This is a genomic window from Pseudomonas sp. GW821-FHT07G10 (assembly GCF_059418545.1).
Map to the genome: position 1 here is coordinate 128,408 of NZ_JBWKQB010000010.1, position 12,768 is coordinate 141,175.

13 protein-coding genes are annotated in these 12,768 nt (G+C 55.5%); 2 read left to right on the forward strand and 11 right to left on the reverse strand.

Annotated features, from left to right (window positions below; all coding sequences use genetic code 11):
• Positions 1–7 precede the first annotated feature (7 nt).
• Positions 8–1,132, reverse strand: coding sequence for a M20 family metallopeptidase (locus AC07O1_RS13960; RefSeq protein WP_495089108.1), 1,125 nt, complete (start codon positions 1,130–1,132; stop codon positions 8–10).
• 125 nt (positions 1,133–1,257) lie between these two features.
• On the opposite strand from AC07O1_RS13960, the gene AC07O1_RS13965 reads away from it, so the two are divergent.
• Positions 1,258–2,181, forward strand: coding sequence for a LysR family transcriptional regulator (locus AC07O1_RS13965; protein WP_495089109.1), 924 nt, complete (start codon positions 1,258–1,260; stop codon positions 2,179–2,181).
• Positions 2,182–2,328: 147 nt separating this feature from the next.
• Here the strand turns inward: AC07O1_RS13965 and AC07O1_RS13970 are convergent, their stop codons facing one another.
• Together AC07O1_RS13970 and AC07O1_RS13975 are read right to left on the reverse strand one after the other, a co-directional pair.
• A complete protein-coding gene (locus tag AC07O1_RS13970) occupies positions 2,329–2,853 on the reverse strand; it encodes a single-stranded DNA-binding protein (RefSeq protein WP_419116578.1) in 525 nt (174 codons plus the stop codon).
• Between the two features lie 9 nt (positions 2,854–2,862).
• Positions 2,863–4,260 (reverse strand): MFS transporter, encoded by a 1,398-nt coding sequence (locus tag AC07O1_RS13975; RefSeq protein WP_495089110.1) that lies wholly within the window; start codon positions 4,258–4,260, stop codon positions 2,863–2,865.
• A gap of 203 nt (positions 4,261–4,463) precedes the next feature.
• On the opposite strand from AC07O1_RS13975, the gene uvrA reads away from it, so the two are divergent.
• Entirely contained in the window at positions 4,464–7,298 is a 2,835-nt protein-coding gene (gene uvrA / locus AC07O1_RS13980; RefSeq protein ID WP_495089111.1) for an excinuclease ABC subunit UvrA, read from the forward strand.
• Between the two features lie 90 nt (positions 7,299–7,388).
• Here the strand turns inward: uvrA and bfr are convergent, their stop codons facing one another.
• The 8 genes from bfr to rpmJ all read right to left on the reverse strand — a co-directional run bounded on the left by bfr (position 7,389) and on the right by rpmJ (position 12,745).
• The gene (gene bfr / locus AC07O1_RS13985) at positions 7,389–7,853 is read right to left on the reverse strand and encodes a bacterioferritin (RefSeq protein ID WP_494994973.1); all 465 of its coding nucleotides are present in this window, start codon (positions 7,851–7,853) and stop codon (positions 7,389–7,391) included.
• 155 nt (positions 7,854–8,008) lie between these two features.
• Positions 8,009–9,457 carry a catalase gene (locus AC07O1_RS13990; RefSeq protein ID WP_495089112.1) on the reverse strand — a complete coding sequence of 483 codons (1,449 nt, stop codon included), beginning with the start codon at positions 9,455–9,457 and terminating at the stop codon, positions 8,009–8,011.
• A 174-nt stretch (positions 9,458–9,631) separates the two neighbouring features.
• Positions 9,632–10,018, reverse strand: a complete 387-nt coding sequence (gene rplQ, locus AC07O1_RS13995) for a 50S ribosomal protein L17 (protein ID WP_007924175.1) — start codon at positions 10,016–10,018, stop codon at positions 9,632–9,634.
• 41 nt (positions 10,019–10,059) lie between these two features.
• Positions 10,060–11,061 (reverse strand): DNA-directed RNA polymerase subunit alpha, encoded by a 1,002-nt coding sequence (locus AC07O1_RS14000; RefSeq protein ID WP_017129886.1) that lies wholly within the window; start codon positions 11,059–11,061, stop codon positions 10,060–10,062.
• Between the two features lie 22 nt (positions 11,062–11,083).
• Positions 11,084–11,704, reverse strand: coding sequence for a 30S ribosomal protein S4 (rpsD, locus tag AC07O1_RS14005; RefSeq protein ID WP_003210056.1), 621 nt, complete (start codon positions 11,702–11,704; stop codon positions 11,084–11,086).
• 18 nt (positions 11,705–11,722) lie between these two features.
• Positions 11,723–12,112, reverse strand: a complete 390-nt coding sequence (gene rpsK, locus AC07O1_RS14010; RefSeq protein WP_002555466.1) for a 30S ribosomal protein S11 — start codon at positions 12,110–12,112, stop codon at positions 11,723–11,725.
• 30 nt (positions 12,113–12,142) lie between these two features.
• Complete coding sequence (gene rpsM, locus AC07O1_RS14015) at positions 12,143–12,499, reverse strand: 30S ribosomal protein S13 (protein ID WP_003186020.1); 357 nt, start codon at positions 12,497–12,499, stop codon at positions 12,143–12,145.
• Positions 12,500–12,628: 129 nt separating this feature from the next.
• Entirely contained in the window at positions 12,629–12,745 is a 117-nt protein-coding gene (gene rpmJ / locus AC07O1_RS14020) for a 50S ribosomal protein L36 (RefSeq protein ID WP_002555468.1), read from the reverse strand.
• Positions 12,746–12,768 lie beyond the last annotated feature (23 nt).

Consider the following 12,768-nt stretch of genomic DNA (forward strand, 5'->3'; position numbering starts at 1 on the left):
GGTAGATTCAAAGTCTCTGGATGAGCTCAGCAAGAAGAGCAGCCCGTACTGGCAAGTCCGAGATAATGATGTGTTCATGAATAGCATGCGGCCCAACACCTGTGGCCCCAAGCCCATCCAGTGTGGGAATACCTACTGCGGAGGTAAAGTTCCCATCACTTCCTCCGCCCACTGAGGCACCTTGAATTTGAATGCCCAGTGCGTTCGCCGCATCTTGGGCAAGAGCAAAAAGCGCTTGGTTTGCGGGCGTATACTCAAGTGGCGGACGAACCAAGCCGCCTGTTACAGAAACTTCCGCACCGGCCAGACATGGCTTCATTTCTTTAACTATCGATTCGATACGCTTGGCCTCTGACAAACTGCTGACACGCAAATCAACATTCAACTCGGCGCTGTCTGCAATAACATTCGTCCGTTGACCTCCTTTCGCGATCCCAACATTAAGTGTTGTTCCCAACTCAGGGGCATTTAAGCCATGGAGAAAAAGGATCTGCTCGGCCATCTCATGCACTGCGCTGACCCCGTCCTCAGGGTTGTTGCCGGCGTGGGCAGCACGACCTTTAATATTGATGTCGAAACGCCCCGTTCCTTTGCGCTCGGTCTTAAGCGCATGGGTATATGACGTAGCCGGCTCAACAACAAGAACCTGCTCACACAATCGGGCTTCACTTTCAATCCACTCCCGAGAGCTCGGGCTGCCGAGTTCTTCATCGCTTGAGCATAAAAAACGGATCTCTCGGTCTGTGAGCAAACCAAGATCAATGAGGGCCTTTGTCGCCCAAATTGCTTGAATAAGCCCGGCTTTCATATCCAAAACGCCTGGCCCGTATAACTTGCCGTCCTCTACCTTTATTGGGAGACGCCCAATATCCCAGACAGTGTCAAAGTGCCCAAGGATAGCCGTGCGCCTTGAACCTTTACCGACCGTGAAAACGAGATGATTTCCGTACCCATCACGCGGCACGATCTCTGCGGTAGCGCCGATACGCCGCGCCATGATTTCCTGGAGCACTTCGCCGCATGCATCAACCGCCCGTTTATCTGTGGAGGGTGACTCAGCACTGACCAATAGCTTTAGATCGGCGAGAAGACTGTCGGAATGCAGGCGGAGGTATTCTTGTACGGCACTCATATTTTTCGAGCCTGTCATGGAAGAATGGAACCTGAGTATGGAGCGCCTCCATTGCTTGAAAAATACGAGGAGCGGCACTAAATTGTTGCCCTGAGGGCAACAGTTGACTACTAGAAGGGTTAGATATGGAGCACGAATTTCAAGAAAAGCGTCTGGGCTACCTCCACGAGGTTGGGCTTCAAGGCGGCATTCGCAAGGCAGCTGACGTGCTTAACATCAATCCCTCCGTCATCAGCCGACAGATTGCCCTTCTTGAGCGAAGCTTGCATTTACCGCTACTTGAACGTCGTGGACGAAACGTGGTGCTGACTGAGGCCGGAAAACTCCTTTCGGATCATTTCTCAGAAACTCAAGATCGCCGAGAAGCTCTAACCAAACACTTGAATGACCTTCGATATATGCGAGGCGGAACGGTAACCCTTCGTATCGGGCCGGGAATGGTTACCAACTTTGTGGCAAACGAGCTACGTGAATTCTCCAAAGTCTACCCTGACGTGTTTGTAGACATTAGCTCAGGCGATATGAGCGCTACGCTAATGATGCTCGTACGCGGAGAAGTAGATATGGCTTTATCCTTCGGCCCTATCGATAACGTCTCTCTTCAGCGACGCAGTTTTACAAGAGGCCCTATTTGCGCAATTGTTCCCGATGATCATCCATTAAAAAACTTCACAACCATCCCCATAAAAGAGCTTGTAAACCATAGACTCATAGGACTTTCAAATGCGTATGGCATACAACGCTATGTAAATAAAATGTTCGAGTCCGAAAGCTTGATTTTCACACCAGCCTATCGCTGTAACCAGCAGTCAGTTGCGATAACTTTATGCCAAGCTGGCCTTGGGGTAGCTTTCATGACAGCCCAATCGCTTGGGCAACAAGGCGGGGATTCAAAACTTTTAGCTATACCACTTGATCACTCAATCGCAAGGGAATCACAGTGCCATATTCTTCGTAGCTCTGATCGACGGCTACACCCTGCGTCTGAACATCTATGGTGGCTACTTGTAAACCACTTGGAAAGGACTCAAAACGAAGAAGCTATGTAAGTCGATCCCGGCGGTGTAGATTGTCAAAACCGTTTGCCGGGTTTTACTGGAGCAAGCTTTATACACAAAAAAAGAGCCCCTGATTTCCTTTACAAGAATCAGGGGCCCTTTTTTGGTAAAAAGCTTTACATTCTGACCTTATGAGGTTCAGAACGGAATATCGTCATCAAAGCTGTCGAAATCCGGAGCCGGTTGCGGTGCGGCCTGTTGTGGCGCTGGACGCGACTCACGTTGTGGCTGCTGCGATGGCTGAGATTGCTGCGGACGCGACTGCTGAGGACGCGGCGCCGAGTTGGACATGCCGCCCTGGCCTTGCTGGTCGCCCTGTGGACGGCCGCCCAGCAGTTGCATGGTGCCTTGCATGTCGACCACGATTTCAGTGGTGTAACGCTTGATACCGTCTTTTTCCCACTCGCGGGTTTGCAGTTTGCCTTCGATGTAGACCTGCGAACCTTTACGCAGGTACTCGCCAGCGATTTCCGCAACCTTGCCGAACATCGACACACGGTGCCATTCGGTCTTCTCGACCTTCTGACCGGTTTGCTTGTCGGTCCACTGTTCGCTGGTCGCCAGACTCAGGTTGGTCACGGCGTTACCGTTAGGCAAGTAGCGAACTTCGGGATCCTGGCCGCAAGTGCCGACCAATATGACTTTGTTAACCCCACGGGCCATAACGTTCTCCTAGGCTTCGCACATCGTCGGCGTCGGGTTGTTGACCAGGCGCTCGAGGGTCGTGCGATCCAATAGTTCGGTGTCCAATTTGATGTAAATGGCCGCCTCATCAGCAACCACCACTGCATCTGTTACCCCAACGACGGCCAGCAGGCGCTCGACCAGACCAGCTTCGCGGATCGCTTCAGGCGATAACGGCAAGCGCAGGCTCGTCACATATGGGGGTTCACGCATGGTAACAGCAAAGGCCAACCAAAGTGCAGCCAGGCCCGCGCATCCAAGGAACACAACCGACAGACCGCCATGCTGGAACAGCCAGCCGCCGAGAATCCCGCCCGCCGCCGACCCAAGAAACTGGCTGGTGGAATAAACCCCCATCGCCGTGCCTTTGCCGCCCGCCGGTGAAACCTTGCTGATCAACGACGGCAGCGAGGCTTCCAGCAGATTGAACGCAGTGAAAAACACCACCGTACCAATCACCAGGGCCCGCAAGCTGTCGCCAAACTGCCAGAAGAATAGCTCAGTGAGCATCAGCGTACTGACCGCACCGAGTAAAACTCGTTTCATTTTGCGTTTCTTCTCGCCGTAGATAATGAACGGGATCATGGCGAAGAATGAAATCAACAAGGCTGTCAGATAGACCCACCAATGCTGCTCTTTAGGCAATCCGGCTTTTTCCACCAGTGCCAGAGGCAAGGCAACGAAGCTGGACATCAGCATCGCATGTAACACAAAAATCCCGAGATCCAGGCGCAGCAAATCGGGATGCCGCAAGGTCGGCCCCAAGGCCTGACGCGCCACGCCCGATTCACGATGCTGCAACGGTCCGGTGGAACGCGGCACCATGAACATCACGATCACGATGCCAAACAGCGCCATGCCGCCAGTGGCGAGGAACAGCCCGGACAGCCCGAATGCACGGGTCAGCAACGGGCCGACAACCATGGCGACCGCGAAGGACAGGCCAATGGTCATGCCGATCATGGCCATGGCCTTGGTGCGGTGCTGTTCGCGGGTCAGGTCTGACAGCAAGGCCATGACCGCAGCGGAAATCGCCCCGGCGCCTTGCAGGATTCGTCCGGCGATCACACCCCAGATCGAATCGGCATTGGCCGCCAGCACACTGCCAAGCGCAAACACGACCAGCCCCAGGTAAATCACCGGACGCCGACCAATGCGGTCGGAAATGAACCCGAACGGGATCTGGAAGATTGCCTGGGTCAAGCCGTAAGCGCCTATCGCCAGCCCGATAAGGGCCGGGGTCGCTCCTGCGAGATCCATTCCATAGGTCGCCAGGACCGGCAATACCATAAACATGCCAAGCATACGGAATGCGAACACCAGGGCCAGACCGCTTGCTGCGCGGGTCTCGCTGCCACTCATGCGTTCGCTGTGGGGATCGTGCATGGATAAACCTCATGTGAACCGGCGGAGATTCTACCAGTCCCATCGATTGAGGGGGTATAGGGCGACGCTTTGTCGCGAGCTTGCTCTGCGCACTTGTGCCGCGCCCTGTCATGGGTAGCTCAAATACTCTAATTTGATAGTGTGCATCCATCCAGTATTTGGCCTTATACTCCTACGTTTACGCCCGCCGAGCGAGGCCACTTTTGGACAAGATCCTGATTCGTGGGGCCCGAACCCACAACCTGAAGAACATCGACCTGACCCTTCCACGGGACAAACTGATCGTCATCACCGGACTGTCCGGATCGGGCAAATCATCCCTGGCTTTCGACACGCTGTACGCCGAAGGACAACGTCGCTATGTCGAGTCGCTGTCGGCTTATGCCCGGCAGTTTCTGTCGATGATGGAAAAGCCTGACGTCGACACCATCGAAGGCCTGTCGCCGGCAATCTCCATCGAACAAAAGTCGACCTCGCACAACCCGCGTTCGACCGTCGGTACCATCACCGAAATCTACGACTACCTGCGTCTGCTTTACGCTCGCGTCGGTATTCCACGCTGCCCGGACCACGACATCCCGCTGGAGGCGCAGACCGTCAGCCAGATGGTCGATCTGGTCCTGGCACAGCCCGAAGGCAGCAAGCTGATGCTGCTGGCTCCGGTGATTCGCGAACGCAAAGGCGAACACCTCTCGGTATTCGAAGAGTTGCGTGCCCAAGGCTTCGTACGCGCCCGGGTCAATGGCAAGCTCTATGAACTGGATGAGCTGCCCAAGCTCGACAAACAGAAGAAGCACTCGATCGACGTAGTGGTCGACCGCTTCAAGGTTCGCGCTGATCTGCAGCAACGACTGGCCGAGTCATTCGAAACCGCCTTGAAGCTCGCCGACGGTATTGCGCTGGTCGCACCGATGGACGAAGAGCCCGGCGAAGAAATCATCTTTTCTGCGCGCTTCGCCTGCCCGATCTGTGGCCACGCCATCAGCGAGCTGGAACCCAAGCTGTTCTCCTTCAACAATCCGGCGGGCGCTTGCCCGACCTGTGATGGTCTGGGGGTCAAACAGTTCTTCGACATCAAGCGTTTGGTCAATGGCGAGCTGACACTGGCCGAGGGAGCGATTCGCGGCTGGGACCGGCGCAACGTTTATTACTTCCAGATGCTCGGCTCCCTGGCCTCCCATTACGGTTTCAGCCTGGAGGTGCCGTTCAATGAACTACCGGCGGATCAACAAAAAGTCATCCTGCATGGCAGCGGTTCGCAGAACGTCGACTTCAAGTACCTGAACGATCGTGGTGATATCGTCAAACGCTCGCACCCGTTCGAAGGCATCGTGCCGAACCTGGAGCGTCGCTACCGCGAAACCGAGTCGGCCTCCGTACGTGAAGAGTTGGCCAAGTTCCTCAGCACCCAACCCTGCCCGGATTGCCGCGGCACCCGTCTGCGTCGGGAGGCACGTCATGTGTGGGTTGGTGAGAAGACGCTGCCGGCGGTCACCAACCTGCCCATTGGCGAAGCGTGTGAGTATTTCGGCGTCCTGAAACTGACCGGCCGACGTGGCGAAATTGCCGACAAGATTCTCAAGGAAATCCGCGAGCGCTTGCAGTTTCTGGTCAACGTCGGCCTCGACTACCTGTCCCTTGATCGAAGTGCCGATACCTTGTCCGGTGGCGAGGCTCAGCGTATCCGTCTGGCCAGCCAGATCGGTGCAGGCCTGGTCGGAGTTCTGTACATCCTCGATGAACCGTCGATTGGTTTGCATCAGCGCGATAACGATCGACTGCTCGGTACGCTGAAGCATCTGCGGGATATCGGTAATACCGTGATCGTGGTCGAACACGACGAAGACGCGATTCGTCTGGCCGACTATGTAGTGGATATCGGTCCAGGCGCTGGCGTGCATGGCGGCCATATCGTCGCCGAAGGAACACCGGCTGAAGTCATGGCTCACCCTGACTCACTGACCGGCAAGTACCTGTCCGGCCGGGTGAAGATTGAAGTGCCGGCCAAACGTACGCCCCGTAACAAAAAGCTCTCGCTGTCGCTCAAGGGCGCCCGTGGCAACAACCTGCGCGAAGTCGACCTGGATATCCCGATCGGCCTTCTGACGTGTGTCACCGGCGTGTCCGGCTCGGGCAAGTCGACGTTGATCAACAACACCCTGTTCCCACTCAGCGCTACGGCACTGAACGGGGCGACCACCCTTGAGGCGTCGGGTCACGACAGCATCAACGGCTTGCAGCATCTGGACAAAGTGGTGGATATCGACCAGAGCCCGATCGGTCGTACGCCGCGTTCCAACCCGGCGACTTACACCGGGCTCTTCACGCCGATTCGTGAGCTGTTCGCTGGCGTACCGGAATCGCGCTCCCGTGGCTACGGTCCGGGACGTTTCTCGTTCAACGTGAAGGGCGGGCGCTGCGAGGCGTGTCAGGGCGACGGTCTGATCAAGGTGGAGATGCACTTTCTGCCGGACATTTACGTGCCGTGCGACGTCTGCAAGAGCAAGCGCTACAACCGCGAAACTCTGGAGATCAAGTACAAGGGCAAGAGCATCCACGAGACGCTGGAAATGACCATCGAAGAAGCGCGAGTGTTCTTCGACGCGGTTCCGGCCCTGGCGCGCAAACTGCAAACGCTGATGGACGTTGGTCTGTCGTACATCAAGCTGGGGCAGTCGGCAACCACCCTGTCCGGTGGTGAGGCGCAGCGGGTCAAGCTATCCCGCGAACTGTCCAAGCGCGATACCGGCAAGACCCTGTACATCCTCGACGAGCCGACTACCGGCCTGCACTTCGCCGATATCCAGCAACTGCTCGATGTACTCCATCGCCTGCGCGATCACGGCAACACCGTGGTCGTGATTGAACACAACCTGGACGTGATCAAGACCGCCGACTGGCTGGTGGACCTGGGGCCTGAAGGCGGCTCAAAGGGCGGACAGATCATTGCTGTCGGCACACCTGAAGAAGTGGCAGAGATGCCACAGTCCTACACCGGCTACTACTTGAAGCCGCTGCTGGAACGCGACAGGGCCTGAGGCCAATGAAAAAGCCCCTGTCACTTCGTCAGTGACAGGGGCTTTTTTGTATCTGTTAGACCGCTGTCGCGAGCAAAGCACCGGCGGGATTCAGAACTGCGATTGCAGATAGTTCTCCAGGCCGACCAATTTGATCAGACCCAGCTGCTTCTCAAGCCAATAGGTGTGATCTTCTTCGGTGTCGGCCAACTGGACACGCAGGATCTCGCGGCTGACATAGTCCTTGTGCAACTCACAAAGCTCAATGCCCTTGCAGAGTGCGGCACGGACCTTGTATTCCAGGCGCAGGTCACTGGCGAGCATCTCAGGCACCGTGGTACCGGTGTCCAGGTCATCCGGACGCATACGCGGCGTACCCTCAAGCATCAGGATCCGACGCATCAAGGCGTCAGCGTGTTGCGCTTCTTCTTCCATCTCGTGATTGATGCGCTCGTAGAGCTCGCTGAAGCCCCAGTCCTCATACATCCGCGAATGGATGAAATATTGATCACGTGCCGCCAGTTCGCCCGTCAGCAACGTGTTGAGGTAATCGATTACATCCGGGTGGCCTTGCATCGCTCTGCATCTCCCTGCTTGAAAGTTTGTAGTTTGAACCAAGCTGACTTACAGGTCACTTCAAAAAAGCCTGGAAGGTACGAAATTGTCGAGAAAAACCGGCGAACTGAAACGAAAACCGCCCAAATGAGGGCGGTTTCGTTTATCACTTAGACTTAGTTAAGCTGTACACCCAACGCCTTGGCGATACCTTCCCCGTAAGCGGCATCGACCTTGGAGAAGTGCTGCAGTTGACGCTGAACGACATCGGCCGAAACTCCGCCCATGGTCCCCGCGATGTTGTTGATCAGCAGCGCCTTCTGCTCATCGTTCATCAAACGGAACAGCGCACCGGCGTGACTGTAATAGTCGGTATCTTCGCGATGATCGTACCGATCTGCGGCACCACTCAAAGCCAGCGCTGGCTCTGCGTACTGCGGCGCTTGTTTCGGTGCGTCAGCGTAGCTGTTCGGCTCGTAGTTCGGAGTAGCACCTGCGTTGCTGCCAAACGCCATGGAGCCATCACGCTGGTAGCTGTTGACCGGACTCTTCGGCGCATTCACCGGCAAATGCTGGTGATTGGTGCCAATACGATAGCGGTGTGCATCGGCATAGGCGAACACGCGGCCTTGCAGCATGCGATCCGGCGACAGACCAACACCTGGCACCATGTTGCTTGGAGCAAAAGCCGCCTGCTCGACTTCAGCGAAGTAATTCTGCGGATTACGGTTGAGCTCAAGTTCACCCACTTCGATCAGCGGGAACTCCTTCTGCGACCAGGTTTTGGTCACATCAAACGGGTTCTCGTAGTGCGCCGCGGCTTGGGCCTCGGTCATGATCTGAATGCACACGCGCCATTTCGGGAAGTCACCACGCTCGATTGCCCCAAACAGGTCACGCTGGGCATAGTCTGGATCAGTACCGGCCAGCCGTGCGGCTTCCGCCGGAACCAGATTCTTGATTCCCTGCCTGGTTTTGTAATGCCATTTCACCCAGTGCCGCTCGCCCTTGGCGTTGATCAGGCTGTAGGTGTGACTACCAAAGCCGTGCATGTGGCGATAGCCGTCAGGGATCCCGCGATCCGAGAACAGGATGGTGATCTGATGCAACGCTTCAGGCGAATGCGACCAGAAGTCCCACATCATCTGCGCGCTCTTCAGGTTGCTTTGCGGCAGGCGTTTTTGGGTGTGGATAAAGTCCGGGAATTTCAGTGGATCACGGATAAAGAACACTGGAGTGTTGTTGCCAACAATGTCCCAGTTGCCTTCTTCGGTATAGAACTTCAAAGCGAAGCCACGTGGATCACGCTCGGTATCAGCCGAACCGCGCTCACCACCTACAGTAGAGAAGCGTAAGAAGGTTGGGGTTTGCTTGCCGACGAACTCGAACAGCTTTGCACTCGTGTATTGGGTGATATCACGGGAAACGGTGAATGTACCGTAAGCACCCGAACCTTTGGCGTGGACACGGCGCTCGGGGATGTTTTCACGGTTGAAGTGGGCAAGCTTCTCGATCAGGTGAAAGTCGTCGAGCAGCAGCGGGCCACGTGGGCCGGCGGAACGAGAATTCTGGTTATCAGCTACAGGGGCACCACTGGCGGTAGTAAGCGTTTTTTTCTGGCTCATGCTCAAACTTCCTCTGTCAGTCTTTGAACTGCCGGCTAATCGGCTGAGCGGAAGTATTGACCGTCGAGATGACACCATCAAATTCATTAAGTCATTGCTATCGATAGAAATTTACTAATATGGCGAACACAAAAAACCGGGCACTAGGCCCGGTTCTTTGTTCAGTCTGACGTCTTACTCAGCGGATACAGCTTCACCGCCGACAGCACGATCAACCAACTCGACGTACGCCATAGGCGCGTTGTCGCCAGCGCGGAAACCGCACTTGAGGATGCGCAGGTAGCCACCCTCACGGGTAGCGTAACGCTTGCCCAGGTCGTTGAAGAGCTTACCAACGATGGCTTTCGAACGAGTACGGTCGAAGGCCAGACGGCGGTTAGCCAGGCTGTCTGTCTTGGCCAAAGTGATCAGCGGCTCAGCAACGCGACGCAGTTCTTTGGCTTTCGGCAGTGTAGTTTTGATCAGCTCGTGCTCGAACAGCGACACCGCCATGTTTTGAAACATGGCCTTGCGGTGCGAGCTGGTACGGCTCAGGTGACGACCACTTTTACGATGACGCATGGTTCATTCCTTACCAAACTCACGTTCGGTGATTACGACGATCAGGCAGTCGCCTTGTCGTCCTTCTTAAGACTTGCAGGCGGCCAGTTGTCGAGGCGCATGCCGAGGGACAGACCGCGGGAGGCCAGAACGTCCTTGATTTCAGTCAAGGATTTCTTGCCCAGGTTCGGAGTCTTCAACAGTTCTACTTCGGTACGCTGAATCAGGTCGCCGATGTAGTAAATGTTTTCCGCCTTAAGGCAGTTAGCCGAACGTACAGTCAGTTCCAGATCGTCAACCGGGCGAAGCAGGATCGGATCGATCTCGTCTTCCTGCTCGATTACCACTGGCTCACTGTCACCTTTGAGGTCGACGAACGCAGCCAACTGCTGTTGCAGAATGGTTGCAGCACGACGGATAGCCTCTTCAGGATCCAGAGTACCGTTGGTTTCCAGATCAATAACCAGCTTGTCCAGGTTAGTACGCTGCTCGACACGGGCGTTTTCCACCACGTATGCGATACGGCGAACCGGGCTGAACGAAGAGTCAAGCTGCAAGCGACCGATGCTGCGGCTTTCGTCTTCATCGCTCTGACGCGAGTCGGCCGGTTCATAACCACGACCACGAGCTACAGTGAGCCTCATGTTCAGGGCGCCGTTAGACGCCAGGTTAGCGATTACGTGATCGGGATTAACGATCTCGACATCATGATCCAGCTGAATATCGGCAGCGGTAACCACCCCCGAACCCTTCTTCGACAAGGTCAGCGTAACTTCGTCACGGCCATGCAGCTTGATAGCCAGACCTTTAAGGTTCAACAGGATTTCAATTACGTCTTCCTGTACACCTTCGATGGCGCTGTACTCGTGGAGCACACCGTCAATCTCGGCCTCGACTACTGCACAGCCGGGCATTGAGGACAACAGGATGCGGCGCAGCGCGTTGCCCAGGGTGTGGCCGAAACCACGCTCGAGAGGCTCGAGAGTGATCTTGGCGCGGGTTGGACTGACAACCTGCACATCAATATGGCGGGGTGTCAGGAACTCATTTACCGAAATCTGCATGGATGCACCTATTTTCTAGCCCTTACTTGGAGTAGAGCTCGACAATCAGGCTTTCGTTGATGTCGGCGGACAGATCACTGCGAGCAGGAACGTTCTTGAAAACGCCCGACTTCTTCTCAGTGTCTACTTCTACCCATTCTACGCGGCCACGTTGGGCACACAGATCGAGAGCTTGGACAATGCGAAGTTGGTTCTTTGCTTTCTCGCGAATCGCGACCACGTCACCAGCACGAACCTGGTAAGACGGCACGTTTACGGTCTGACCGTTAACGCTGACGGATTTGTGCGATACCAGCTGACGGGATTCGGCACGAGTAGAGCCAAAACCCATACGGTATACAACGTTGTCCAGACGGCATTCGAGCAGTTGCAACAGGTTCTCACCAGTAGCGCCTTTCTTGCCGGCAGCTTCTTTGTAGTAACCGCTGAACTGACGCTCGAGAACGCCATAAATACGACGGACCTTCTGCTTTTCACGCAGTTGGGTGCCGTAATCGGACTGGCGACCGCGGCGTTGGCCGTGGATACCAGGTGCTGCTTCAATGTTGCACTTCGATTCGATCGCGCGCACGCCGCTCTTCAGGAAGAGATCGGTGCCTTCGCGACGAGCGAGTTTGCATTTTGGACCAATGTAACGAGCCATTCTTTACAATCTCCTGGATTACACGCGGCGCTTCTTCGGCGGACGGCACCCGTTGTGCGGGATTGGCGTCACGTCGGTGATGCTGGCGATCTTATAGCCACAGCCGTTCAATGCACGGACAGCGGACTCACGACCTGGACCTGGACCTTTGACGTTGACGTCGAGGTTTTTCAGGCCATATTCCAGCGCAGCTTGACCAGCACGTTCAGCAGCTACTTGAGCAGCGAACGGAGTGGACTTGCGAGAACCGCGGAAACCCGAACCACCGGAGGTAGCCCAAGAAAGCGCATTACCTTGACGGTCGGTGATGGTCACGATGGTGTTGTTAAAAGACGCGTGGATGTGGGCGATGCCATCAACCACTGTCTTTTTGACTTTTTTACGAGGACGAGCAGCAGGTTTTGCCATGATTAAATTCCTGTCGATTCGCTGGGGCGATTACTTGCGGATCGGCTTACGCGGACCTTTACGGGTACGCGCGTTAGTCTTGGTACGCTGACCGCGTACTGGAAGACCACGACGATGACGCAGACCGCGATAGCAACCGAGGTCCATCAAACGCTTGATTTTCATGTTGATTTCGCGACGCAGGTCACCTTCAGTGGTGAACTTCGCCACTTCGCCACGCAGCTGTTCAATCTGCTCGTCGCTCAGATCCTTGATCTTTGCGGCTGGGTTGACCCCAGTCACTGCACAAATTTTCTGCGCAGTAGTGCGACCAACACCATAGATGTAGGTCAGCGAGATAACAGTGTGCTTGTTATCTGGAATGTTAACGCCTGCAATACGGGCCATTCAGTGGGACTCCAATTGACAGCTACCTACGCCCCGGAAGCCAAGAAATAGGGCGCGAGATAATATCGCTGTAATAACAAATAATCAACCCAGCAGCGCACTAGCTGCTGGGCTTCAAGCGGATCACACTCAGCCTTGGCGCTGTTTGTGACGCGGTTCCGCGCTGCAAATTACTCGAACAACACCTTCGCGGCGAATAATTTTGCAGTTACGGCACAGCTTTTTCACCGATGCACGAACTTTCATCACCAACTCCTCGAACCTTATGG

What these genes read in the sequence shown, in the direction of transcription:
- AC07O1_RS13960 (WP_495089108.1), bottom strand. Translation starts at nt 1,132, where the DNA reads ATGAGTGCCGTACAAGAATACCTCCGCCTGCATTCCGACAGTCTTCTC.
- AC07O1_RS13965 (WP_495089109.1), top strand. Translation starts at nt 1,258, where the DNA reads ATGGAGCACGAATTTCAAGAAAAGCGTCTGGGCTACCTCCACGAGGTT.
- AC07O1_RS13970 (WP_419116578.1), bottom strand. Translation starts at nt 2,853, where the DNA reads ATGGCCCGTGGGGTTAACAAAGTCATATTGGTCGGCACTTGCGGCCAG.
- AC07O1_RS13975 (WP_495089110.1), bottom strand. Translation starts at nt 4,260, where the DNA reads ATGCACGATCCCCACAGCGAACGCATGAGTGGCAGCGAGACCCGCGCA.
- bfr (WP_494994973.1), bottom strand. Translation starts at nt 7,853, where the DNA reads ATGCAAGGCCACCCGGATGTAATCGATTACCTCAACACGTTGCTGACG.
- AC07O1_RS13990 (WP_495089112.1), bottom strand. Translation starts at nt 9,457, where the DNA reads ATGAGCCAGAAAAAAACGCTTACTACCGCCAGTGGTGCCCCTGTAGCT.
- rplQ (WP_007924175.1), bottom strand. Translation starts at nt 10,018, where the DNA reads ATGCGTCATCGTAAAAGTGGTCGTCACCTGAGCCGTACCAGCTCGCAC.
- AC07O1_RS14000 (WP_017129886.1), bottom strand. Translation starts at nt 11,061, where the DNA reads ATGCAGATTTCGGTAAATGAGTTCCTGACACCCCGCCATATTGATGTG.
- rpsD (WP_003210056.1), bottom strand. Translation starts at nt 11,704, where the DNA reads ATGGCTCGTTACATTGGTCCAAAATGCAAACTCGCTCGTCGCGAAGGC.
- rpsK (WP_002555466.1), bottom strand. Translation starts at nt 12,112, where the DNA reads ATGGCAAAACCTGCTGCTCGTCCTCGTAAAAAAGTCAAAAAGACAGTG.
- rpsM (WP_003186020.1), bottom strand. Translation starts at nt 12,499, where the DNA reads ATGGCCCGTATTGCAGGCGTTAACATTCCAGATAACAAGCACACTGTT.
- rpmJ (WP_002555468.1), bottom strand. Translation starts at nt 12,745, where the DNA reads ATGAAAGTTCGTGCATCGGTGAAAAAGCTGTGCCGTAACTGCAAAATT.